The organism is Confluentibacter lentus (assembly GCF_002806995.1).
Taxonomy (GTDB): Bacteria; Bacteroidota; Bacteroidia; order Flavobacteriales; family Flavobacteriaceae; genus Confluentibacter; species Confluentibacter lentus.
Genome location: NZ_NIHE01000011.1, coordinates 25,505 through 50,973, shown reverse-complemented (window position 1 = coordinate 50,973; position 25,469 = coordinate 25,505). Strand labels below are relative to the sequence as shown.

Annotated in this window: 23 protein-coding genes; 14 read left to right on the top strand and 9 right to left on the bottom strand. The window is 33.2% G+C overall.

Annotation, left to right across the window (positions count from 1 at the left end; genetic code table 11):
• The first annotated feature begins 65 nt into the window (after positions 1–65).
• Positions 66–2,009, top strand: a complete 1,944-nt coding sequence (locus tag CDH50_RS14695; RefSeq protein ID WP_100613047.1) for a M1 family metallopeptidase — start codon at positions 66–68, stop codon at positions 2,007–2,009.
• A 46-nt stretch (positions 2,010–2,055) separates the two neighbouring features.
• Positions 2,056–2,967, top strand: coding sequence for a patatin-like phospholipase family protein (locus CDH50_RS14690; RefSeq protein ID WP_100613046.1), 912 nt, complete (start codon positions 2,056–2,058; stop codon positions 2,965–2,967).
• Here CDH50_RS14690 and CDH50_RS14685 read toward each other — a convergent pair whose 3' ends face one another.
• Positions 2,968–3,489: a DUF7935 family protein gene (locus CDH50_RS14685; protein WP_100613045.1), complete on the bottom strand. Its 522-nt coding sequence runs from the start codon at positions 3,487–3,489 to the stop codon at positions 2,968–2,970.
• A gap of 100 nt (positions 3,490–3,589) precedes the next feature.
• On the opposite strand from CDH50_RS14685, the gene CDH50_RS14680 reads away from it, so the two are divergent.
• Complete coding sequence (locus CDH50_RS14680) at positions 3,590–5,161, top strand: hypothetical protein (protein WP_100613044.1); 1,572 nt, start codon at positions 3,590–3,592, stop codon at positions 5,159–5,161.
• A 94-nt stretch (positions 5,162–5,255) separates the two neighbouring features.
• Positions 5,256–7,589, top strand: coding sequence for an ATP-dependent helicase (locus CDH50_RS14675; RefSeq protein WP_100613043.1), 2,334 nt, complete (start codon positions 5,256–5,258; stop codon positions 7,587–7,589).
• Between the two features lie 17 nt (positions 7,590–7,606).
• Here CDH50_RS14675 and CDH50_RS14670 read toward each other — a convergent pair whose 3' ends face one another.
• On the bottom strand, positions 7,607–8,449 hold the full coding sequence (locus CDH50_RS14670) for an alpha/beta hydrolase (RefSeq protein WP_100613042.1): 843 nt from the start codon (positions 8,447–8,449) through the stop codon (positions 7,607–7,609).
• Positions 8,450–8,508: 59 nt separating this feature from the next.
• Here CDH50_RS14670 and CDH50_RS14665 point away from each other — a divergent pair, with 59 nt between their 5' ends.
• Positions 8,509–9,129: an L-threonylcarbamoyladenylate synthase gene (locus CDH50_RS14665; RefSeq protein ID WP_100613041.1), complete on the top strand. Its 621-nt coding sequence runs from the start codon at positions 8,509–8,511 to the stop codon at positions 9,127–9,129.
• A gap of 250 nt (positions 9,130–9,379) precedes the next feature.
• On the opposite strand, the gene CDH50_RS14660 is transcribed toward CDH50_RS14665, so the two are convergent.
• The 3 genes from CDH50_RS14660 to CDH50_RS14650 form a co-directional block, all read right to left on the bottom strand.
• Positions 9,380–10,216, bottom strand: coding sequence for an OmpA/MotB family protein (locus CDH50_RS14660; RefSeq protein ID WP_100613040.1), 837 nt, complete (start codon positions 10,214–10,216; stop codon positions 9,380–9,382).
• A gap of 94 nt (positions 10,217–10,310) precedes the next feature.
• On the bottom strand, positions 10,311–11,300 hold the full coding sequence (locus CDH50_RS14655; protein WP_100613039.1) for a glycosyltransferase family 2 protein: 990 nt from the start codon (positions 11,298–11,300) through the stop codon (positions 10,311–10,313).
• 60 nt (positions 11,301–11,360) lie between these two features.
• Positions 11,361–11,807 (bottom strand): type I restriction enzyme HsdR N-terminal domain-containing protein, encoded by a 447-nt coding sequence (locus CDH50_RS14650; RefSeq protein ID WP_100613081.1) that lies wholly within the window; start codon positions 11,805–11,807, stop codon positions 11,361–11,363.
• Positions 11,808–11,911: 104 nt separating this feature from the next.
• Here CDH50_RS14650 and holA point away from each other — a divergent pair, with 104 nt between their 5' ends.
• Entirely contained in the window at positions 11,912–12,916 is a 1,005-nt protein-coding gene (holA, locus tag CDH50_RS14645) for a DNA polymerase III subunit delta (protein WP_100613038.1), read from the top strand.
• Between the two features lie 32 nt (positions 12,917–12,948).
• A complete protein-coding gene (locus CDH50_RS14640; RefSeq protein WP_100613037.1) occupies positions 12,949–13,815 on the top strand; it encodes an SMP-30/gluconolactonase/LRE family protein in 867 nt (288 codons plus the stop codon).
• Here CDH50_RS14640 and CDH50_RS14635 read toward each other — a convergent pair.
• Positions 13,806–15,299, bottom strand: coding sequence for a YfcC family protein (locus CDH50_RS14635; protein ID WP_100613036.1), 1,494 nt, complete (start codon positions 15,297–15,299; stop codon positions 13,806–13,808). The two genes, CDH50_RS14640 and CDH50_RS14635, sit on opposite strands and share 10 nt — an antisense overlap.
• Before the next feature lie 64 nt (positions 15,300–15,363).
• Between CDH50_RS14635 and ung the strand changes: the two genes are divergently transcribed.
• The 7 genes from ung (at position 15,364) to CDH50_RS14600 (ending at position 22,017) form a co-directional block, all read left to right on the top strand.
• A complete protein-coding gene (gene ung, locus CDH50_RS14630; RefSeq protein ID WP_100613035.1) occupies positions 15,364–16,029 on the top strand; it encodes a uracil-DNA glycosylase in 666 nt (221 codons plus the stop codon).
• A 430-nt stretch (positions 16,030–16,459) separates the two neighbouring features.
• Complete coding sequence (locus CDH50_RS14625; RefSeq protein ID WP_100613034.1) at positions 16,460–17,299, top strand: 1,4-dihydroxy-2-naphthoyl-CoA synthase; 840 nt, start codon at positions 16,460–16,462, stop codon at positions 17,297–17,299.
• A complete protein-coding gene (gene menA, locus CDH50_RS14620; protein ID WP_198513513.1) occupies positions 17,300–18,202 on the top strand; it encodes a 1,4-dihydroxy-2-naphthoate octaprenyltransferase in 903 nt (300 codons plus the stop codon).
• A gap of 52 nt (positions 18,203–18,254) precedes the next feature.
• A complete protein-coding gene (locus CDH50_RS14615) occupies positions 18,255–18,932 on the top strand; it encodes a metal-dependent hydrolase (RefSeq protein ID WP_100613033.1) in 678 nt (225 codons plus the stop codon).
• Positions 18,933–19,970, top strand: coding sequence for an o-succinylbenzoate synthase (locus tag CDH50_RS14610; protein ID WP_100613032.1), 1,038 nt, complete (start codon positions 18,933–18,935; stop codon positions 19,968–19,970). It abuts the gene before it with no gap.
• Between the two features lie 3 nt (positions 19,971–19,973).
• Positions 19,974–20,957, top strand: coding sequence for a CPBP family intramembrane glutamic endopeptidase (locus CDH50_RS14605; RefSeq protein ID WP_100613031.1), 984 nt, complete (start codon positions 19,974–19,976; stop codon positions 20,955–20,957).
• Positions 20,932–22,017, top strand: a complete 1,086-nt coding sequence (locus CDH50_RS14600) for an AMP-binding protein (RefSeq protein WP_317044660.1) — start codon at positions 20,932–20,934, stop codon at positions 22,015–22,017. Before CDH50_RS14605 ends, CDH50_RS14600 begins: the two co-directional genes overlap by 26 nt.
• On the opposite strand, the gene CDH50_RS14595 is transcribed toward CDH50_RS14600, so the two are convergent.
• The 3 genes from CDH50_RS14595 to CDH50_RS14585 form a co-directional block, all read right to left on the bottom strand.
• Positions 22,012–22,482: a hypothetical protein gene (locus tag CDH50_RS14595; RefSeq protein ID WP_100613030.1), complete on the bottom strand. Its 471-nt coding sequence runs from the start codon at positions 22,480–22,482 to the stop codon at positions 22,012–22,014. The genes CDH50_RS14600 and CDH50_RS14595 overlap by 6 nt on opposite strands.
• A 21-nt stretch (positions 22,483–22,503) precedes the next feature.
• Positions 22,504–22,878: a DoxX family protein gene (locus CDH50_RS14590; RefSeq protein WP_100613029.1), complete on the bottom strand. Its 375-nt coding sequence runs from the start codon at positions 22,876–22,878 to the stop codon at positions 22,504–22,506.
• A gap of 73 nt (positions 22,879–22,951) precedes the next feature.
• Positions 22,952–25,363 (bottom strand): alpha-ketoacid dehydrogenase subunit alpha/beta, encoded by a 2,412-nt coding sequence (locus tag CDH50_RS14585; protein WP_100613028.1) that lies wholly within the window; start codon positions 25,361–25,363, stop codon positions 22,952–22,954.
• Positions 25,364–25,469 lie beyond the last annotated feature (106 nt).

Below are 25,469 nucleotides of genomic sequence, written 5' to 3'. Positions count from 1 at the left end.
ACTGCTTTTGGTAATAATGACAAGGATTATTATTATTTTGGCTTAACCTTTGTTATAAACACGTTATGAAGTTAATTACCAATCTTTTTATTATATTTTATTGTTGCTTGATACAAGCGCAACAAACTGATTTTGTTGATTTTAAAACAGCCAAGGCTAGTGTTGAGTTCGGTAGTTTAGATGATAATAGAATAGGTGGTAAGGTTTCCTATCAATATGAAATTTTAAAAGATGTTGACTCTATCTTTTTGGATGCTAAGGATTTCAGTATGGTTGAATGTCTTTTGAATAATGAGTTTATAGCCGCAAAATATGATGGAAATCATCTTGTCATAAAACATAATTTTAAGAAAAATGAAATCTATACTTTAGACATTATTTGGAAGACAAATCCTAAGAAAGCACTTTATTTTGTTAATAAAGGTGACGAAAAGCAAGTTTGGACTCAAGGTCAAGGAAAATACACGAGTAATTGGCTTCCCAGTATTGATGATATGAATGAAAAAATTGAGTTTGATTTAAGCATTGTTGTTAAAAACACGTATCAAGTGGTAGCTAATGGTAAGCTAATTGATATTGAAAATTATGAAGGATTTAATCGTTGGAATTTTGATATGCAACAACCCATGTCCAGTTATTTAGTTGCCTTAGCTATTGGTAAATACGATAAAAAAGTAGAAACGTCAAAAAGCGGTATTCCTTTGGAAATGTATTATTATCCAGAGGATTCATTAAAGTTTGAACCAACTTACCGTTACACCAAGCAGATGTTCGATTTTCTTGAAGAAGAAATCGGCGTTCCTTATCCGTGGCAAAATTACAAGCAAGTTCCAGTGAAAGATTTTCTGTATGCGGGCATGGAAAACACAAGTATTACCATTTTTTCTGATACGTATTTAATAGATTCCATCTCGTTTATTGATAAGAATTATGTGAATGTGAATGCCCACGAATTGGCGCATCAATGGTTTGGCAATTTGGTGACTGAAACCTCGGGAACACACCACTGGCTGCAAGAAGGCTTTGCGACTTATTATGCGTTGTTGGCTGAAAAAGACATTTTTGGAGACCATTTTTATTATTGGCAATTGTACCATTATGTTCAGGAATTGCTGGAACAAGAAAAAGCGGGAGGCAACACAGCACTTTTAGATCCGAAATCGAGTGGCACGACGTTTTACAAAAAAGGTGCATTGGCATTGTATATTTTGAGAGAAAAAGTAGGGGATAAAGCTTTTAAATCGGCCATAAAGAATTATCTAAAAAAACATGAATTTAAAAATGTTGAAACCAACGATTTTATAAGTGAAGTAGAAAAAGCAAGCGGAAAAGATTTATCGGAATTTGTAAAACTTTGGTTGGAAAGTGATGCATTTGAAAGTGATTTGGTTATAGAAAGTATAAAGCAGTCAAAGTTTATGAATGATTATTTGAAAGTAGATTGCCAAGGAGATAAATCAAAATATGCTGATTATTTGAATTCTAAAATTTCTGATGAAGCAAAAATCAAATTGATTTCAGAAAATCCAAACTTCATAAGAAAAGAAGATTTTAATAATTCGCTCAAAGTTCGTCAAGCTATTGCAAAATCCCTTTCTAAAATCCCTTCAGAATTGAATTCTGATTACGAAACACTTTTAGACGACAAATCATATATAACCATCGAAATAGCTTTATATAATCTTTGGAATAATTTTCCAGAAAGTAGGCATGAATATTTAGCTAAAACAAAACATCTTCAAGGCTTTAATGATAAAAATATTAGAACGCTTTGGTTAACATTAGCGTTGATTACAGAAGATTTTGAACAAGAAAATAAGTCGGAATACTTTGAAGAACTCACTAATTACACCAATCCAAGCAATCATTTTGAAATCCGTCAAAATGCCTTTCAGTATTTAAAATTGATAAACGCTTGTAACGAAAAATGCCAAGAAAATTTAGAGCAAGCCGCAAAACATCCTGTTTGGCAATTTTCAAAAATGGCAAAAGACTTGCTTAAAAAATAGCAACTATTTTTAAAATGTTATATTTATCAACTAAATTTTAAAAAAAATGAGAGCTTTGGTTATTTCTGGAGGTGGTAGCAAAGGGGCCTATGCGGGTGGTGTAGCGCAATATCTAATTCAAGAAGAAGGCAGGCAATACGATTTGTTTTTAGGAACCTCAACAGGCAGTTTATTAATACCTCATTTGGCCGCTGGTAAAATTGAAAAAATCCATAAAGTCTTTACCAATGTCAAGCAAAGCAACATTTTTAATATCAATCCTTTTGTGCAACATAAAAAAGAAGGTAGGGAATATGTATCGATTAACTATTTAAATACGCTTATTCAATTCGCTAAAAGAAAGCGCACCTTTGGTGAAAGTCAGGCACTTTTGCGGTATTTGAAACGAAATTTCACAGAAGAAGAATACCATATAATTAGAATGACCAAAGAAGATGTTGTGGTAACAGTATCTAATTTATCAAAGAACAGAATAGAATACAAATCCATAAAAGATTACACATACGACGAATTTTGTAATTGGGTATGGATTTCATGTAATTACATTCCGTTTATGTCTTTAGCAACTGTTGACGGATTTGAATACGCCGATGGTGCTTTTGGCTGCGTGGTGCCCATTAGGGAGGCCATTCAACGCGGTGCGACAGAAGTTGATGCCATTATTCTGGAATCTGAAAACATGGAGTACAATAAAGTTTTGGGTAAAAATCCGTTTTCGCTCATGATGAATTTATTCGGGCATTTGCTTGATGGCATCGAGAGAAGCGATATTACTATTGGAAAACTCGCCGCCAAAAATAAAGATGTAAAACTCAATTTGTATTATACACCATCCAAACTCACCGAAAACTCGTTGGTCTTTAACAAAGCGCTCATGGTATCTTGGTGGCAACAAGGCTTTGATTATGCTAAAGAAAAGTGTGCCCAAGGCAGGTTTAACGAATTAAGAAATGATTAATTAAAATATACCAGCAATTTCATCTTTTATTAAAGAAAGTGCCGCATCACTGGGCGAACGTCTCTCCATCATTTCAGTTAAAATAACTTCTCTTAATTTGTCTGCCGAAGTCGTTTTTTCAGATAAACTAGCTTTTCTAATCAACTGAATAGTCGCATTTTTAGCTGCTAAAATAATATTCCAGCATTTCTCACTAACATAAATTTGCTGGGTTAAATTATGTTCCAATTCCATTTCAATGGTTTGTATAAGTAGGGATTCGTAATCTTCTTTATTTAAATCATTTGGAGATATTCTAATAAGCAGTTTACTAGGGGACATCCTTTCTAAAAAAAGAGTTAAACGTTCATATGCCTGTAGCCGTGTTGGCAAGGCATTAACCTGCAATTCTTTTTTTAACAAAAAGCGTCTTCTTCCGTCTTCATTTTTGGTATGCTCTTTAAAAAAATAGTAGGCAATTAATCCCGTAATTAAAGAAGGAATGGCGAACAAAAGCATGTCAATAACTCTTTCAGAATCCATAGCGATTATTTTTTTAAGTTAAAAAGTTAAAAATTAATTTTAAGCGTAAAGATATTTAAAATATGTTGTTATAAGGGTATTGATAGCTTATCTTTATGTAATGGACAAACGGCTAAAAAAAGGATTTATCATAGGTTTATTTGCATTAATATTTTTCATTATAAGCACTTTAGTTATAAATGTTATAGTTAAAAACAAGCTAGTAAGAGGAATAAATAATTTTTCTGAAACTATAAAAATTGAATATCAAGGTGTCCATGTCAATTCCTTAACAGGAAGTGTGGTGTTGGTACATCCTAAAATTTTAGTTTATGGAAGTACAACTAGCAACATCAATCTTCAGATTGAATTAGAGAAGTTGTCCATCAATAATTTAAGCTATTGGGATTATTTTTTTGATGATAAGATTAATGTAAAAAGCATTTCTTTTGATCAACCCAAAACAATCTATCATCATAATAGTTTGGTAAGCTTAAAATCTTCTCGAGATTCATTTGATGGTGCCTCTAGGAAAGATATTGAAATTGGAGCTATTAAAGTAATCAATGGCCACCTATCGGTTTTTGATTTAGCCAATGATTCGTTGCTATTGAAGTCTGAAGAAATTAATGCCAGGGTTAATATGGTTGTCATTAAAAAGTCAAGCCTTGAACATAAAATACCTTTTACTTTTCAGGATTATCTTTTAACCTACAATAATTTGTTTTATCAGCTAAGCGATTATGAAAACCTGTTCATAAAACAAGCTCATTTTAATATGGATTTTTATAAGATTAAAAACCTATCCATAAAGACGAAATATTCTAAAGAAGCCTTATCAAAACAGATCGCTGTTGAACGAGATCATTTTGATTTAAACATCGATTCCTTAATAATTAAAAATCATGATTTTGGTGTAAAAAACGATTCGGTCTTCTATTTTAAAAGTGATCAAATCGATTTTTATCAGCCTAAACTTATTATTCATAGAGATAAATTGGTTGCAGATAATTTTAATTATAAATCACTGTATAGTAAAATATTAAGAAACTTTAATTTTGGTATTAGTTTAAGTAAAGTTTATTTAAACAATGCTACCGTAGTTTATACCGAAAAGGTTAATGAAGACCCCAAAGGAGGAAGACTTGAATTCTCAAATTTAAATGCTGAAATAAATAATTTAAGTAATACTTATAAACATGGTGAAACTAAAACATCAGTCCATATTGATGCCATTTTTATGAAAAATACGCCTTTAAAAGTCGACTGGAATTTCGATGTGATGGATACTAATGACGAATTTATTTTTAAAGCAGTCATAGGCACATTGGATGCAAACCATATGAATCAATTTATGGAGCCTAATCTCAATATAAGATTGAATGGGAAAATCAATAAAAATTATTTTACTATTAGCGGGAACGACCATACGTCGCGTATAGATTTAAAATTGCATTACGATGATTTTGATATTGTGATTTTAAAGAAAGGCGGTGAAGAAAAGAATAAATTGTTGTCAGGATTAATCAATCTTTTTGTTTCAAAGGATAGTCAGAATAAATCCAATACATTTAGGTATGGCCATGGAAAGGACATAGAAAGAGATAAAACAAAATCGGTGTTTAATTATTTGTGGCTCAATATAAAAGCAGGATTATTAAATGCCATGACAGGTGATGGTAAGGAAAACTGAACATATTAAAGCTTAATTGTTTATAATTTTTGATTATAATAACAAGCTAAAAGCTTAACAATGGTTAATTTCACACCTTAAATCGCAATAAGTTTTGGAAAAGTATTTAAGTCAGTTAAACGACGCACAATTAGAGCCTACTTTGCAAAAAGATGGTCCGATGATTATTATTGCTGGTGCAGGTTCTGGTAAAACACGCGTGCTTACATTTAGAATTGCTTATTTGATGAGTCAAGGTGTGGATTCCTTCAACATATTGGCTTTAACATTTACCAACAAAGCCGCAAAGGAGATGAAAGAGCGAATCGCGACTATTGTTGGAAGTAGTGAGGCTAAAAATTTGTGGATGGGAACATTCCACTCTGTTTTCGCTAGGATTTTACGCAGTGAAGCTGATAAATTGGGTTATCCAAGTAATTTCACCATTTATGATACTCAAGATTCAGATAGGTTGGTAGGTGCCATCATCAAGGAAATGAATTTGGATAAAGATATTTATAAGCCTAAACAAATACGTTCAAGAATATCATCTTACAAAAATAGTTTAATTACGGTTCGTGCCTATTTTCAAAATCCGGAATTAATTGAGGCGGATGCTATGGCACGTCGACCACGTTTGGGAGATATCTACAAAGAATATGTCAACCGCTGTTTTAAGGCTGGTGCGATGGATTTTGATGATTTGTTGTTGAAAACCAATGAATTATTAACGCGTTTTCCGGATGTGTTGATGAAATACCAAAATAGGTTTAAATATATCTTGGTTGATGAGTATCAAGATACCAATCACTCTCAATATTTAATCGTTAGGGCTTTGTCCGATAGATTCCAGAATATTTGTGTGGTAGGTGATGATGCGCAAAGTATTTATGCGTTTCGTGGCGCCAACATCAATAATATTTTGAATTTCCAAAAAGATTATGATGATGTGAAGGTTTTTAGACTGGAGCAAAATTACCGTTCTACGAAAAACATCGTCAATGCAGCTAATTCTATTATTGAAAAAAATCAAACGAAACTTGATAAAGTCGTTTGGACCGCCAATGATGAAGGTGCGAAAATAAAAGTACATCGGTCTTTAACGGATGGTGACGAAGGGCGTTACGTAGCCAGTACCATTTTTGAAGAGAAAATGAATAATCAGCTGAAGAATAGCGATTTTGCTATTTTGTACAGAACCAATTCACAATCGCGTGCTATTGAAGATGCGTTGAGAAAGCGTGATATTCCATATCGAATTTATGGTGGCACATCTTTTTATCAACGCAAGGAGATTAAAGATGTATTGTCGTATTTAAGATTGGTAGTCAATCCAGCGGATGAAGAAGCTTTGGTGAGAATTATAAATTTTCCACCTCGTGGTATTGGTCAGACTACTATTGATAGATTGGTTGTCGCTGCCAATGGCTATAACCGAAGCATTTTTGAGGTTTTAAAAAACATCGATAAAGTTGATATCAATATAAATTCTGGGACAAAAAATAAACTTCAGGATTTTGTGACGCTTATTGAAAGTTATCAGGTATTGAATCAAACAGCCGATGTTTTTGAGTTGGCAGAATACGTTACCAGAACTAGCGGATTAATAAATGAATTCAAAAAAGATGGAACGCCTGAAGGTGTTACCAGAATGGAGAATATTGAAGAGCTTTTAAACGGAATGAAGGACTTTGTGGAAGGCCAGAAAGAAATAGCCGATACTACAGGGTCTTTAGCGGAATTTCTCGAAGATGTGGCTTTGGCAACGGATTTGGATGCTGATAAAGGCGATGCCAATCATGTAGCTTTAATGACCATCCATTTGGCTAAAGGCTTGGAATTCCCTAATGTGTTTATTGTCGGTTTGGAAGAAGATTTGTTCCCGAGTGCCATGAGCATGAACACACGAAGTGAATTGGAGGAAGAACGAAGATTGTTTTATGTGGCGTTAACACGGGCCGAAAAACAAGCTTATTTAACGTATGCATTATCAAGATATCGTTGGGGAAAATTAGTGGATTCAGAGCCTAGCCGTTTTATAGATGAAATAGACGATGAATATGTTGAAATTTTAACACCGCCAGAAGAACTACGTTTTAACCCGATGCTAAGTGCTGATATTTTTGGAGACGTTGAGCCTAACCGAATCCGATTTAAACCAGCCAAACAAGTTGAGTTTAACAAAGGAAAAGTTTCAAAAGAAGAGCCTACAAAATTTCAGGTAAGTTCGCCCAAAAACTTAAAACCAGTCGGACAAACAAATGGCAATGTTAATTTATTTGACAGTAAATTAGTAGTGGGCAATTTGGTAAAGCACATTCGTTTTGGTACTGGAGAAGTTCTTAAAATTGAAGGTGCTGGAGCCGATATAAAAGCTGAAATCAATTTTCAGCATGGCGGTGTGAAAAAATTATTATTGCGTTTTGCTAAGTTAGAAGTGATTGGGTAATATAAAAGCTTGATTGTTTAGAGATTTGTTTGCATAAAAGCTTTGAGTTTTAACCAAGTGTCTAATAGTTCTAAACCTTCCCAACCATGGCCTGCGTTAGGATACAAAGTGAATTCATGCTTAACACCCAGATTTTGTAGCCTGTCTCTCAAATCTGTTCCTTGTGAAGTTGGTATTAAAGGGTCTTGTCCACCATAAAATAAAATGGTTGGTGGTGCCGTAGTGGACACTTGATGATATGGACTTACTTCTTCTAAAAAAGATAACTCCGCATTGGTGCCAAATGAGTTTAATAATTCCTGTAAAACAGGATCGGTATTATTTAAGTATTCAGGGTCTGTCAAATTCGTTGGTCCCACAATGCTGCAAACCATTTTTATGTCATTAAAATCATCAAAAGCATAGCTCCATAAAAGTGACAAATGTCCTCCAGCACTAACCCCTATAAATCCAAAATATTCAGATATGGTATATGTAGCTTTTTTTTCTTTTAGGTAATTTATAATAGATGTTATATCCTCAATTTGCATGGGGTAAGGACTATTATTGGCATCTGCTAAGCGATAATTAATATTTACGATTGCTAAATTTGGCAAATCCTGACGAATTAAATCCTTAATGGGATTCATGTCGCTTTTATCACCAGAAGACCATCCGCCACCATGTACTAGAATGATGGTTTTAGTTGACGTTGTTCGATTTGCTGGAAGATAAATATCGAATTTTTGATTTTCATCATTGCCATAAGTAATATTTAGCTCTTCATAATACTTTGGAGGATTTAATGTGTCATCATTAGTTTTTTCACTTGAGCAATTGTAAATAACAAAAAAGAAGAATATATATTTTAAGAATTTCATAGAGTTTCATATAAAAAAATAGTCCGTACTTTGTAAAACGTAAAAGCAAGTTACATATTATGGCAGAGTTTATTAGAATATACGAAGAAAACCCAAATCCGAAAGAGATTGAAAGGGTCGTGGCTATTCTAAAAAGAGGCGGCTTAATTATTTATCCTACAGATACCGTGTATGGTTTGGGATGTGATATTACCAATATAAAAGCGTTGGAACGTATCGCAAGAATAAAGGGCGTAAAGCTTGAAAAGGCTAATTTTTCTTTTGTTTGTCACGATTTAAGTCACCTAAGTGATTACGTAAAACAAATCGATAATACCACCTTTAAGATTTTAAAACGAGCACTTCCTGGACCTTATACATTCATTCTTCCAGGCTCAAACAATTTGCCAAATCCGTTCAAAAAAAAGAAAACAGTTGGTATCAGGGTGCCAAAAAACAATATAGCCATTGAAATTGTAAAACTATTGGGAAATCCAATCATTTCAACCTCTATACGTGATGACGATGAAGTTTTGGAGTATACAACAGACCCAGAACTTATTTTAGAAAAATGGGATGATTTGGTCGATTTGGTCATTGATGGTGGTTATGGCGATAATCAAGCATCTACGGTTATAGATTTATCTGAAGATGAACCTATTGTTGTTAGGGAGGGGAAAGGGAGTTTGGAGATATTTTAGTTTTGTTAGGTGTTAGGTGTTAGGTGTTAGGTGTTGATTCTAATTAAGGAAAGTGCAACAATCCTATAAATAAATTCATATAGCTAGTTGTTTGCTGCTTTAGGGATAGGAGCGGAAAGCCCTCAGTGAGGTACGAGCGAGTACTTGTAGCGTATAGCCCGACCTTTAGGTAACGCCATAATATTTTAAACAAGTTGCACAAAAAAAGCCCAACTGAAAAGTTGGGCTTTTTTATTATTTTAAATTCTAATTAGTTTTGAGCAGAAAGATTTTTCATTTCTTTTTCAACCATCTCATAGAATTGGTCAATTTTAGGTAATACTACAATGCGAGTACGTCTGTTTGTAGCTCTATTTTCAGCAGTGTTATTATCAACCAATGGCACATAATCAGCACGACCGGCAGCAATAAGTTGTTTTGGATTAACACCTAAACTTTGTAATACTCTGATGATAGAAGTGGAACGTTTAACACTCAAATCCCAGTTATCTAAAAGAACACCACTTTGGTAAGGTACATTGTCTGTGTGACCTTCAACCATACATTCGAAATCTGGTTTACCATTTACAACCTTAGCAACTTTAGCCAAAACTTCTTTAGCTTTAGCAGTTACATTGTAGCTACCACTTTGGAATAACAATTTATCAGAAATTGAAATGAATACAACTCCTTTTTCAACATTGATTTCAATGTCTGGATCGTTGATTCCTACTTCACGTTTTAAGCTAGTTACTACAGCAAGTGTAATACTATCTTTCTTAGTTAAAGCATCTTGAAGACGTGTAATTTTCATGTCTTTTTCTTTGATGCTTTCTAATGTTTTTTCTATGTTACTAGCACCTTTTGCTGATAACACTTGTAAGTTGTCATTGTTTTTTCTTAAATCGGCAACTTGTTCTTCTAAAGCAGTTGCTCTTGCGGTTGCTGATGCTTTTTCTTCTAAGCAAGAATTTAATTTTACGGTTGCAGAATTAAGTAAATCTTGAGTTTCTTTTTGTTTTGCTTGTAAGTCTGTGAATTGCTTTTTTGATACACAAGAACTTAAAACCAGCATAGTAGCCAAGCTAAGTAATAAAACTTTTTTCATAATTATTAATAAGGATTAATTTCAATATTATTAAATACAAAAGTATGGAAAAAACAGTATAATTTAAGATTTTAACAAAACTTTTGTTAAAAAACTATAAACAATTAAACGTTGTTTTTTTATTCATGAAGTAATCAATTACAACGGATGTTTTGTCAAAGTATTTTATTTTATTCTTTTGTAATTTACGCTGTTTTAATAAGTAAGGGAGATACCAATAAAAACTAACATGTGATTTTAAAATGGCTAAGGAATGATTTGGCTTCATTTCGAATAAAAATTTAATACTTGCCAATCCATCTAAAAAAAGCCGAAAAAACATGGTAGTAAATAATGGGCCTTTTGCATTTTTGATTAGGGTAAATAAACTGTTTCTAAAATTTAAATACGTTTTTTTAGAATTTACTTTTGAAAGTGTAGCACCACCCAAGTGATACACTTTAGATTGATATACATATTTAATAACATTTCCTGAATTTTTAGCTCTCCAACATAAGTCTATTTCTTCCATATGGGCAAAAAACCGTTCATCAAAACCATTTAGTCTTCTAAACACCTCGCTTCTAACAAAAAAACAAGCACCAGAAGCCCAAAATATATCTATAATATCATCATATTGGCCAGAATCTTTTTCTAAAGTGTCAAATAGTCTGCCTCGGCAATATGGGAAACCATATTTATCGATAAATCCGCCTGCAGCACCAGCATGTTCAAAATAATCCTTGTTTTTGTAATCTAAAATTTTTGGTTGAATGATGGATGTGTTAGCGTCTTTTTCAAATACCTCTAGTATTGGTGTTATCCAATTTTCAGTGACTTCTACATCGCTGTTCAACAGGCAAAAAATATCGGCTTCAATATGCTGTAAAGCATCATTATAGCCTTTTGCAAAGCCTCCATTTATAGTATTTCTTATGATTTTTATAGTGGGGTAATTTGAGTTTACAAAACCAATAGAATTATCTGTTGAAGCATTATCAACCAAATAAATCGTAGCTTCTTTTGAATGTTCAACAACGGAAGGTAAAAACTCTTCTAAAAGTTTTTTCCCATTCCAATTTAATATAACGACAGCTATTTTCATTTGTATACCGAATTCAAGACTATTTTATTTATCCAATCACCACTAATCATCAACTACTAACTAACCACCATAATTAGGTATATCTCTTAAAAAATTATAACGTTCGTTTTCAAAATCCATCTGGCAATAATAATGATTTAATCCGTTGGTAACCATTAAATACGTGGCATTTAATGTCAGGTTATATTTTGCGATTTGGTCAAATGTTGCTTGATTTATGGCAACATTTGGTGATTTACATTCTATGATGATTAAAATACTGCCATCTGTATTAAAAACAACTATGTCATATCGTTTACTTAAATTGTTGATTTTTAATTCCTTTTCAACATTAATTAAAGAAATTGGATATTTTTTTTCATTAATTAAATAATGCACGCAATGTTGCCTTACCCATTCTTCGGGTTGTAAAACCACAAATTTTTTACGTATCACGTCGAAAATAGAAATTTTATTTTCGCTATTTTTGAATCGAAACGAAAACTTTGGAAAGTTGAGTTCTTGCAAAACAGATTTTAATTTTTCCAAAGTTAATCTTCAATAATCAAATACCAAATTCATGACTTGTTTTTTGGAATTTGGATTTTATAATTTTTTGAAATTTCTCAGTTTTGGACGAAGTAAAACAATTAGTAACCGACATTAAAAATGGCAATATTAAACCTATTTATTTTTTAATGGGTGAAGAGCCCTATTATATTGATAGGATTTCAGAATTCATTGAGAAGAATGTTTTAAGCGACGAAGAAAAAGGGTTTAACCAAATGGTTTTGTACGGAAGGGATGTTACCATTGAAGATATTGTTAGCAATGCCAAGCGTTACCCCATGATGGCAGATCGCCAAGTGATTATTGTTAAGGAGGCCCAAGATTTATCCAGAACCATTGAGAATTTGGCTAGTTATGCCGCAAATCCACAACCTACAACGGTACTGGTTATTAATTATAAATATAAAAAAATAGATAAACGTAAGGCCTTATACAAGGCGGTCAGTAAGATTGGCGTTATTTATGAGAGCAAAAAACTATATGAAAATCAAGTAGCCGATTGGATTAGACGAGTTTTAGCATCTAAAAACTATACTATATCGCCAAAAGCAACACAAATGCTTGTGGAGTTTTTGGGAACGGATTTAAGTAAAATAAATAACGAACTAGACAAGCTGCAAATCATTTTGCCCAAAGGAAGTGCTATTACGCCAGAGGCCATTGAAGAAAATATAGGGATTAGCAAAGACTACAATAATTTTGAGTTGCAAAAGGCCATTGGAGAAAGAGATGTTCTAAAAGCGCATAAAATTGTCCATTATTTTGCTGAAAACCCTAAGGATAACCCTATGGTAGTAACAGTTTCTTTATTATTTAATTTCTTTTCGCAATTGTTACATTTTCATGGTTTAAATGATAAGTCACCTAGAAATGTTGCTTCAGCATTAAAAATAAATCCTTATTTTGTTAATGATTATATTATGGCTGCCCGAAATTACCCAATGAAAAAAGTGAGCGGGATTGTTTCTACTTTGCGTGAGTTTGATGTAAAAAGTAAAGGCGTTGGTTCTAATGCCGTTCCACAAGGCGATTTACTTAAAGAGCTATTGGTGAAAATAGTATCTTAGCGTTTTTAATAATCACATTTTAATATTTTTATATGAAAAATCATTTCCCAGTAGTGTTGATTCTTATAACGATGTTTCAAATAAGCCATTCGCAAACAACGGAGGCTAAAGTAACATTGACCAAACTTTGGGAAACGGATACGGTATTGAAAACAGCCGAAGCCGTGAGATATTATCCAGAAAAAGAGATGATTTTTGTTTCAAATATTGGAGGAGTGCCACCTAACAAAAAAGATGGAGATGGCTATATTTCCATGCTTTCCAAAGACGGAAAAATTGTTAAAAAAGATTGGGTTACTGGGATTAACGCGCCAAAAGGACTGAACTTTTTTAATGATAAATTATTTGTTGGAGATATCGATACGGTTGTTGAAATAAATATAGAAACAGGAAAAATAGGGAAAACACACACTGTAACTGATGCTGTTTTTATTAATGATTTGGATATAGATGCCAATGGTGATATGTATGTAACCGATTCCCAAGATGAGAAAATTTTTAAATTGGCTAATGGTGAATCTTCATTGTGGTTAGATTTAAAAGGGTTTTATCCGAATGGTATTTTAGTTGAAGACAACAGAATACTAATCTTATCTTCCAGCAAAGGGGAATTGATTGCAATCGATAAAATAACCAAAGAGAAAACGGTGTTGGCATCAGGCGTTAGAGGAGGCGATGGTATTGTACCAATAAAGGAAGGGTATTTTCTTTCGGCCTTTCAAGGTGAAATATATTTTGCCAATAAAAACATGGTAAATGCCCCTGCAGTAAAATTATTGGATACTCGAACGAATAAATTGAATTCCGCCGATATGTCATTCATACCAAAAGAAAATATATTATTGGTTCCTACTTTTTATGGAAATACAGTGGTTGCTTATAAATTGGATTATAAATAAACTGATGCTGTTAACATGATCATCGTAAAAACAGTTAAAATAATCACTAATGGTATGACAAATTTCAACCATTTATCATAGCCAACTTTTACAATAGCTAAAGACGCCAATATTAATCCCGTAGGGCTTATAAAAGCAAACAATCCCATACCGTATTGATAAGCATTTACAATGGCTTCCCGGCCAATACCAACACCGTCCGCTAAAGGCGACATAATGGGCATGGTTAATACGGCCATTCCAGAGGACGATGGAATAAAAAATGATAATCCGCTATAAATAAAAAGCATGGTATTTATAAAAATGCCTTTGTTCATGCCATTTGTGGCATTGCTTGCGTAATATAATAAGGTATCGCTAATTTGTCCATCTTCCATTAATACAGTAATTCCTCTGGCAATTCCAATAATTAGGGCAATGCCCAATAAGTCACTGGCGCCTTTAACAAAGGTTTCAATAAACTTATATTCATTAATTTTAGCTATAAAACCAATAATTATAACGCCGACAAAAAAGACAGTTGTCATTTCAAGAAACCACCACTCCAGTTGGGATACACCATAAATCATAACAACAAAGCACATAATGAAGGTGAACAAAATGAGCCTTAACCGGTTGTTTAATCGTATCACAGAATGTGTTGAGTTTCCAAAATGATTTTCAATGGCCTCTTTCTGACTAAAAATAATGGATTTAGAAGGGTCTTTTTTAACACGTTGTGCGTAGCGAAGAATGTATAATATACAAATAAGGGTTCCTAAACATAGCATAATTATTCTGCCTGTAAATCCAACCGTCCAATTAATACCAGCGGCATCAGAAGCGATGATCGCACTAAATGGGTTTGTTGTAGAAAAGGTGGTACCTATTGATGACCCCACATAAATACAGGCAAGTGGTACCATGGCATCATATTTCGCTGCTAAAAATATAGGGATGAGAATGGGATAAAAAGCAATGGTTTCTTCAGCAAGACCAAAAGTCGTTCCACCAATAGCGATTAATATTGTAACAAAAATAATGAGTAAATATTCTCTTCCTTTTAATGCGTTTGCTAACCATGCTATGCCCGATTCAAAAGCTCCAGTGATATTCATAATACCTATAAGTCCACCGATGAACAAGACAAGAAAAATAATATCGGCAGCTGCTATAATGCCTTTAATAGGGGATTTTATAAATGCAACAATGCCTTGGGGTTTATTATCTACTTTGTGATAGGTATTTGGGATGCTAATAGGTTTCCAAATATCTCCGTTACTGAATTTTTCTATAGGAATTTTAATGTTTAGCACATTAAGTGTTTCTTGGGTAGCTGCTAAAGTTTCTATTTTATTTAAGCTTGTTCGAGTAAATGTGTTTTCATCCTTATTATAGGCCAAGGAATCAAATTTTCCAGAAGGAATAAACCATGTAAGAATGGCTACGAGACCAGCAATAATAAAAAGTATGGTTTGTGCGGTTGGGAATTTTATTTTTTTCAATCTGTATAAGTTTTAATATGACTAAAGATAGTATTATTTTTATTTCGATTATTAAGTTAATAAAATGAATGTAGATATACACGACAGTTGGAAACCGTTTTTGCAAGATGAATTTAAGAAACCGTATTTTAAAGATTTGGTAAATTTTGTTAAAAACGAGTATGCTAATAATGAATGCTTTCCTCCTGGAAAACAAATATTCAATGCCTTTAATCATTGTCCATTTGAAAAGGTTAAGGTTGTTATTATTGGTCAAGATCCCTATCATGGTTTTGGGCAGGCGAACGGACTTTGTTTTTCCGTAAACGATGGTATTAGCCATCCACCTTCATTGATAAATATTTTTAAGGAAATCGAACAAGATTTAGGGATACCTTACCCAAAAAGCGGCAATTTAATGCGTTGGGCAGAACAAGGTGTTTTATTGTTAAATGCAACGCTTACAGTCAGAGCCAATCAGGCAGGAAGTCATCAAAATAAAGGATGGGAAACTTTTACAGATGCTGTTATAAAAATAATTAACGAGAAAAAGGAAGGTATGGTTTTCTTATTATGGGGTGGTTATGCTAAGCAAAAAGTCAAGCACATTAATTATAATAAGCACAAAATTTTAATGTCAGGACACCCTTCTCCATTAAGTGCCAATAGAGGATATTGGTTTGGAAACAAACATTTTAGCAAGACTAACTTCCTGTTGGAGCAAGTCTTTCAGATACCGATTCAATGGTAAGACTTGTATTTAAAACCACAGTTTTCTTAACATCTTGTTTTTGTTTTGTGATTTTATTACAACTAAACTTTAGTAGCAATAAATTAATTAGAACCAATACTGAGAGAGATACTGTAATTGTAAATAACATAGACATTGGGGTTTAAATGTTCGACAAAATACAACTATTATAGATAAAAAACAAATTCCAAACAAAAATAATCTATATTATACTACAAAGCAACACTTATTTGTAAGTATTTTTATTTTTTTTATATAATCAAAAAATTAACATGATTTTTAAAGTATTAAACATTTTTTGATAATTAAAATCAAGAATATGGTTTTTTACTTATTTTTTTGAATTAAGTTTTATTATTTGGTGTTGTAATATTTTTGACAAATTTGTATTGAAAACAAAATATAGTTTATTTTTGGACAAACTAAAATAATGAAGCAAGTTAACTGGATAACCGTTAAGGAATATGAAGACATTACCTATAAAAAATGTAATGGTGTTGCTCGTATAGCATTTAACCGGCCAAATGTACGCAATGCTTTTAGACCAAAAACAACTAGCGAATTGTATGAAGCATTTTATGATGCTGGAGAAGATGTAAACATAGGTGTTGTATTATTGTCTGCTGAAGGTCCTTCAACTAAAGATGGAGTTTGGAGCTTTTGTTCGGGAGGAGACCAAAAGGCTAGGGGGCATCAAGGCTACGTTGGAGAAGATGGTTATCATCGATTAAATATTCTAGAAGTCCAACGTTTAATTCGCTTCATGCCAAAGGCTGTTATAGCTGTAGTGCCAGGTTGGGCTGTTGGTGGCGGACATAGTTTACATGTAGTTTGCGATTTGACTCTAGCTAGTAAAGAACATGCCATTTTCAAGCAAACAGATGCCGATGTCACTAGTTTTGATGGAGGTTATGGTTCAGCTTATCTCGCTAAAATGGTTGGGCAAAAAAAAGCTAGGGAAATATTCTTTTTAGGAAGAAATTATTCTGCTCAAGAAGCTTTTGATATGGGTATGGTAAATGCTGTTATACCCCATGATGAACTGGAAGCTACAGCATATCAATGGGCTCAGGAAATTTTAGCTAAATCACCAACATCCATTAAAATGCTTAAGTTTGCCATGAATCTTACTGATGATGGTATGGTTGGGCAACAAGTATTTGCAGGCGAAGCTACACGTTTGGCATATATGACAGATGAAGCAAAGGAAGGTCGAAATGCTTTTTTAGAAAAGCGCAAGCCTAACTTTGAAAAAAAATGGATTCCGTAAATGAAAAATATTAAGCTGTGGATTTCTAGTATGCGTCTTAGAACGCTACCATTATCTGTTTCAGGGATTATTATTGCTTCCTTTCTTGCTGAATACAATGGGTTTTTTAAATGGGATATTTTTGTTTTTGCCATTATGACTACCATAAGTTTTCAAGTATTATCCAACCTTGCAAATGATTATGGCGATGGTGTTAAGGGAACGGATAATAATGACAGAGTAGGTCCAGAACGCGCAATACAAAGTGGCAGTATTTCTCCAGAGAATATGTTTAATGCCATTAAAATTTCTATATTAATTTCAATAGTATTAGCCTTTATGCTTATTTTTTTAGCATTTGGGGTGAAGCATTTTTTACTAACTGTTATTTTCTTCTTATTGGGCATCGCTTCTATAGTGGCCGCCATTCGTTATACTGTTGGCAGTAATGCTTATGGATATAATGGGTTGGGAGATGTGTTTGTGTTTCTTTTTTTCGGATTGGTAAGTGTCATTGGTTGCTATGTGTTATATGCTAAACAGATTGACCATGTGGTATTTTTGCCTGCTTGTGTCATTGGTCTTTTAAGCGTGTCTGTTTTAAACCTCAATAACATGCGGGATATTGTATCAGACAAAAAATCCAATAAAATCACTTTAGCAGTCAGATTAGGTGCCAAAAACGCAAAAAAATATCATTTAACTTTAATTGCATTAGCTGTTCTATTATCATTACTATTTGGAATATTATACTACACGTCTATTTTTAATTTGATTTTTATAGTAGCATACATACCATTGATTCTGCATTTTATTAAAGTATATAAAAATGAAGATTCTCTGGTTTTGGATGGTGAATTAAAAAAACTGGCATTAACAACATTTCTTTTGGCAATCCTTATGGGAATTGGACATTTGTTATAGTTTTTTTGTATTTTTCCTTATTGAAAATTGTATCTATTAAAGATGAAAACCTATGAAAATAACATTTTACGGACATTCTAGTTTAGGCATCGAAGTAAATGATGTTACTATATTGGTAGATCCTTTTATAACAGGAAACCCCAAAGCTTCCCATATAAACATAGATGCGTTGGAAGCCGATTATATATTATTGACCCACGCGCACCAAGATCATATTTTAGATGTTGAAAACATAGCCAAAAGAACAGGTGCCATAGTGGTCTCTAATTTCGAAATTGTGTCACATTTTGAAAAACTTGGCATTGAAGGACATCCTATGAACCATGGTGGCCAATGGGATTTTGAGTTTGGTAATGTAAAATATGTGAATGCCATACATTCATCATCATTTCCAGATGGCACTTATGGCGGACAACCTGGAGGTTTTGTCATTGAAGGCGAACATAAAAACATATACATTGCTGGTGATACGGCTTTGACGTTTGATATGAAACTCATTCCCCTTCAAACCAAATTGGATTTAGCTATTTTGCCTATTGGGGATAACTTTACCATGGGAATTAAAGATGCCATCATGGCAAGTGATTTTGTACAATGTGATAAGGTTTTAGGTTGCCATTTTGATACGTTTGGCTATATTGAAATTAATCATGATGAATCAAAACAAGCCTTTTTTGAAAAAGGAAAAGACCTGATGCTTTTAGAGATTGGCGAAAGTATTGAGCTATAAATGATAACAGCATCCTACCAAAAATACATTTTAAATTTCAAGCAACCTAGTGGAACATCTCGGGGGATTTTAAAAACCAAGGAAACCTGGTTTATAATCCTTAAAGATGAAACAAAACAAGGTATTGGTGAATGTGGTATTTTTAGAGGGTTGTCCGTTGATGATAGGCCAGATTATGAAGCCAAATTAGAATGGACTTGTCAAAATATTCATTTAGGTTTAGATGTTCTTTTAAATGAATTAGCAGCATTTCCAAGTATTCAGTTTGGTTTTGAAACTGCTTTTAAATCATTACTTTCAAAAGATAAATTTGAAATATTTCCTTCAGAATTTACAAAAAGTAACGATTCCATTTCAATAAACGGATTGATTTGGATGGGGTCAGAGGCTTTTATGAAACAACAAATCAAAGAAAAAATAGATGCTGGTTTTACGTGTATAAAAATGAAAATTGGCGCTATCGATTTTCAAACGGAAACAAATCTTTTAAAATCCATAAGAAAAGAGTTTACATCAAAAGATATTGAATTGCGAGTGGATGCAAATGGTGCGTTTTCATATTCCGAAGCTATGGAAAAATTAAAAAAATTATCAGAATTTGATTTGCATTCCATAGAACAACCCATAAAACAGGGGCAGATTGAAAACATGGCACTTTTATGTGAACATACGCCATTGCCCATTGCCCTAGATGAAGAATTAATAGGAATATTTGATGTAACACAAAAGGAAACGTTGCTACAAACCATAAAACCTCAATACATTATTTTAAAACCTAGTTTAGTTGGTGGTTTTAAAGGCAGTAATGAATGGATTAACATAGCGGATAAAAAAGATATAGTATGGTGGATAACCAGTGCTCTAGAAAGTAACGTTGGGCTAAATGCCATTGCGCAATATACATATGTAAAACATAATGATATGCCACAAGGACTTGGGACAGGAGGGTTATTTACAAATAATTTTGATTCACCTCTTGTGGTTAAAAATGGTAAATTGCACTACGATAACTCAAAAAAATGGACATTTAATTTATAAATTATGTATATAGAACAAGCTTTTAAGGTGTTGCACGAATGGTGGCGTTATTTCGTAGGACTTATAATTATAATATTGGCAGTTATAGCAGGCCAAATCCCATTTACAGTGGCTGTTTTAATGAAATCATACAAAGAAGGAGAGGGCTTGCAGGGATTGGATAATTCAAAGATAATGTCATTCTTAGAGCCCAATTTAAATCTTTTTTTGATGCTTTTGTCATTTGCAGTGGGTTTAGTTGTATTACTTTTTGTTGCTAAATTTTTACATAAGCAAACGGTTGTACAATTAACAACAGCTAGAAGTAAAATTGACTGGAAACGCTTTTGGTTTTCATTTTTTTTATGGGGAATTATATCAAGTGGTTTTATATGGTTTGATTACTTAATGTCTCCGGAAGATTATGTTTTTAATTTTAAATTGGTTCCTTTTTTAATTCTTTTGGTCATAGCTATTGTTTTTATTCCCTTGCAAACCAGTTTTGAAGAATATTTATTTAGGGGTTATTTAATGCAAGGTATAGGAGTCGTTGCTAAGAACAGATGGCTTCCATTATTAATAACATCATTTGCTTTTGGACTATTACATATTGCAAATCCCGAAGTTGATAAATTGGGATACAGTATTATGATTTTTTATATTGGAACAGGCCTGTTTTTGGGAATTATGACGTTGATGGATGAGGGTATGGAACTATCATTAGGGTTTCATGCGGCAAATAATTTCTTCGCGGCTATTTTTGTTAGTGCAGATTGGACTGCTTTGCAAACCCATTCTGTTTTAAAAGACATCTCAGAACCATCCAAAGCTATCTTAACAGAAATGATTCTGCCAGTTTTTATTGTTTTTCCTATTTTACTTCTAATAATGTCAAAAAAATATGGTTGGAAAAATTGGAAAGATAAATTATTTGGAAGTATTTTAGAGCCTGAAAATGAAACCATAAAAAGTATAGTAAATAATGATGAAAACACCGCCAACCTTTGATAAAGTACATTTAAAATTCAAGCTGAATTCTGGGAATTACCAGTATGATGATTTATATGATGTAGCTTATAGCTTTATTAAAGAAGGCGAGTATTATGAAGAGGTTTTCGGTCATTTTTTAATGGATTGGCTGGATAAAAAGGATTACATCATCATTAAAACGTCTGGTTCTACTGGCAAGCAGAAAACTATAGAGGTAAAAAAGCAAGCTATGGTAAACTCTGCCATTGCTACTGGTGATTTTTTCAATTTAAAACCAGGAAACAAGGCGTTACATTGTTTGCCATCAAATTACATATCTGGTAAAATGATGTTGATAAGGGCCATGATATTAGGTTTGGAATTAGATATCGTTAATCCAACTTCAGAGCCCGTTTTTTTAAAAAACAAAAAGTACGATTTTTGCGCCATGACACCCATGCAGTTGCGAAACACACTTGATAGAACCCATAATATTGAAACCATAATTGTAGGTGGCTCAAAGGTTACCAATTCCCTAAAAGAAGCCATAGCTAACCATCCTGCTAAAATTTTTGAAACTTATGGCATGACAGAGACCGTAAGCCATTTTGCTTTAAAGCAATTGAATAATTTTACAGAAGAGCAACGCAATAAACAACAACATTTTAAACTATTGCCAGGTATAACCATCTCTCAAGATGACAGAAATTGTTTAGTTGTAGAGGTGCCGTATATTTCACAAGACAAGATAGTCACTAATGATATTGTCGAGATTCATTCCGAAACCGAATTTGAATGGATAGGGCGTTATGACAATGTGGTTAATACAGGTGGCGTTAAAGTATTTCCAGAGCAAATAGAAAACAAACTAGCAGGCATCATAGACAAGCGATATATTATAGCTTCTGAGCCAGATGAGGTTTTGGGTGAAAAATTGATTTTGGTTGTTGAAGATAAAACCAATCAATTGGATCCATCCGTTTTTGATGGGCTTGAAAAATTCGAAAGACCAAAAGTTGTTTATAATCTAGAAAAATTCAATGAAACGGGTTTTGGTAAAATTCAGCGTAAAAAAACGCTGGCATTGTTAAATCTATAAATCTTCTATAGCTAAATTATAATCGTACTGTAAATCTTCGTGTAAAGAGCTGACAATCTTTTTAATGAGACTGATTTGCCTTTTGTAGATGTTTTCCAATTGTAAACTATTCTTGATGCTAGGTTTAAAGGCTTTCATTTTTTCACAGAAATAAAGTAATAATTCTACTTCGGTTTCTTTTTTTTGGGAATAACGAATGTATTTTTTTGTCTGCGTTAGAATCTTTCTCATGCTTTTTCTTATGTAGAAATAGCTGTTTATATTTATAGACTCAAACCCTTCATCAATAGCCTTTTTTATGCTTTCAATGTATGCATCTTCATTAGCTGATTGAAATAAAAGATAAGAGAGTAGTTCTTTATTTTCTTTTTTGAACCTTGATAAACGAAGGCAGATTTCTTGTAATTCATTAGAAGAAAGATGATTTAATTCTTGCTTAATATCTTTCAAGAGAATGGCCTTCATTATATATTTCCCCTCTTATGTTTACTTTTTATCAACCGAATATTTACCAGCACCAGCTAGAAAAATGGCAACAAAACAAATTAGGAATAGTAATGCTTTCTCTTTAACATCAATAGGGTCGTTAGCATGAACAACAAATGCGGCAACTGCCATGGTAACTATAGCAGGTATGGTTGCTAGTCTAGTTTTAAACCCGATGATTATTAATATTGGAGCAATAACTTCACCTATTAAAGCGAATATTAATGATAAGGTTTGGCCAACACCAATCGGGTCTGCAAATTGAATTGGACTGGCAAATAACATATTTATTTTAGGAATTCCGTGGGTAAGCATTAAACTTGATGCTCCTAAACGTAGAATTAATAAAGCTAAATCTGGAAAATTTTTTTTCATATGGTTGTAGAGTTAATAATGTTAAAAATACACAAAACTTTTTAATGTAGGTAGAAAATTAATTAAGGCTGTGCTATCTTAATTTTGGAAAATCGTCTGGGTTCGATTCATGCATCACTTGGTAAACAGCTTCAAAAATATCTTCAGCCGAAGGCTTAGAGAAATAATCACCATCATCTCCAAAAGCAGGTCTGTGTGCTTTAGCGGTTAATGTTTTGGGTTGGCTGTCTAAATATTGATAGGCATTTTGGTTGTTTAAAATTTCATTCAATATGTACGCAGAGGCTCCTCCAGGCACATCTTCATCTATCACCATGACTCTGTTGGTTTTGGCAATACTTTTTACAATATCATGATGGATATCAAAAGGAATTAAAGATTGTATGTCAATAACTTCGGCATCTATACCAATTGTTAATAAATCTTTGGCTGTCTGCTCAACGATTCTAAGGGTGGAACCGTATGATACCAATGTAATGTCTTTCCCTTCCTTAATAGTTTCAACAACGCCAATGGGCGTTTTAAAATTACCTAAGTTATTAGGTTTATTTTCTTTAAGTCTATAACCATTCAAGCATTCCACAACTAAAGCAGGATCATCGCTTTGCAATAATGTATTATAAAAACCGGCGGCTTTAGTCATGTTTCTTGGGACTAAAACATAAAGTCCGCGTATTAAATTTAAAATACCACCCATTTGAGAACCAGAATGCCAGATACCTTCTAGTCTATGTCCTCTAGTTCGTATGATTAATGGCGCCTTTTGGCGTCCTTTTGTTCTGTAATGAAGTGAAGCTAAATCGTCGCTAATAATTTGCAAGGCATACAAGACATAATCTAAGTACTGAATTTCAGCAATAGGGCGTAGTCCGCGTAACGCTAATCCAATACCTTGGCCAATAATAGTCGCTTCTCTAATCCCTGTATCCGTAACACGATGTTCACCATATTTTTCTTGTAAGCCTTCCAAACCTTGATTAACATCTCCTATGCCTCCAGTATCTTCACCAAATATCAACAATTCAGGATACTTTTTTAAAAGCGCGTCAAAATTATCCCTAATAATAGTTCTGGCATCAACTTGTTCGGATTCGTTATTATAAGTTGGTTTTACTTCGGTTACGTTTAAAGCAGATTTATTGGTTTCGCAATAAAGATGGGAGCTAAACCTTGGCTGTACAAATTCAAAATAATTATTTATCCAAGAGTTAAGTTGTTGTTTTTCAGTATTATTTTCTCCAATGGTATATCGCAAAGCCTTTCTGGCATTAGATAGTAAATCTTTTCTAGTGGGCTCACTAATTGCAATTAATGAATCTTTGATTTTTGATATAAACACACCATTAGCACTAGTAGCTGCTACAGTTTTCAGTAGAGAAATAAGTTCTTGCTGTTCTTTTTGAATGGGTCTTAAAAAAACATCCCAAGCATTTTTTCTGCCTTCTTTTACATCTCTTTTTATGATTCTTTCAATACTAGTAAGGGTTTCGTTAGTTGCAATACCACTATCAATAATCCATTCTCGCATTTTTTTATTGCAATCGTATTCTGCTTCCCATGCTAGCCTATCCCTGTCTTTATAGCGTTCATGAGATCCCGATGTAGAATGGCCTTGTGGCTGTGTTAATTCTTGAACATGTATAAGTACTGGAACATGTTCGTTTCTAGCTATTATGGAAGCTTCTTGAAATGTTTCAATACAATTGGCATAATCCCAACCCTTTACTCTTAATATTTCAAAACCATTATTATTTTTATCTCGCTGGAAACCTTTTAATATTTCCGAAATATTTTCTTTGGTCGTTTGGTATTTAGCATGAACTGAAATGCCGTACTCGTCATCCCAAACACTAATTACCATAGGTACTTGTAAAACACCAGCGGCATTTACGGTTTCAAAAAACAAACCTTCACTGGTACTGGCATTCCCTATGGTTCCCCAAGCAACTTCGTTGCCGTTTACTGAAAAATTTATGGGATTGATATCTTTTAAGTCTTTATAAATCTTTGAAGCTTGAGCCAAACCAAGTAAACGTGGCATTTGCGCCGCGGTAGGAGAAATGTCTGCACTAGAATTATATTGTTTGGTTAAGTCTTTCCAATTTCCGTTTTCATCAAGGCTATGGGTTACAAAATGACCTCCCATTTGACGTCCGGCAGACATGGGTTCTAGCTCTAAATTGGTATTGGCATATAAACCGGCAAAAAGTTGTTCTACAGATAATTCGCCAATAGCCATCATGAAGGTTTGGTCCCTATAATAACCAGAACGCCAATCACCTTTTTTAAAGGCTTTTGCCATGGCTAGTTGAGGCACTTCTTTACCATCACCAAAAATACCAAATTTAGCTTTGCCTGTTAATACTTCCCGTCTTCCAAGTAAGCTGCATTCCCTGCTAGTTACGGCTATTTTGTAGTCATTTAAAACCTCTGCTTTAAAATCTTCAAATGAAATATTACTTTTTAAATCTGGAACAGTATCCATACAGGTAGAGTTTCGCTTCTGCGAATTTAACTAATTTTTGTGGCACTAACAATTCTATAATCTTACTTTAGTGCTGATTCTTTAAATAAAATCAGTAAATGGTTGA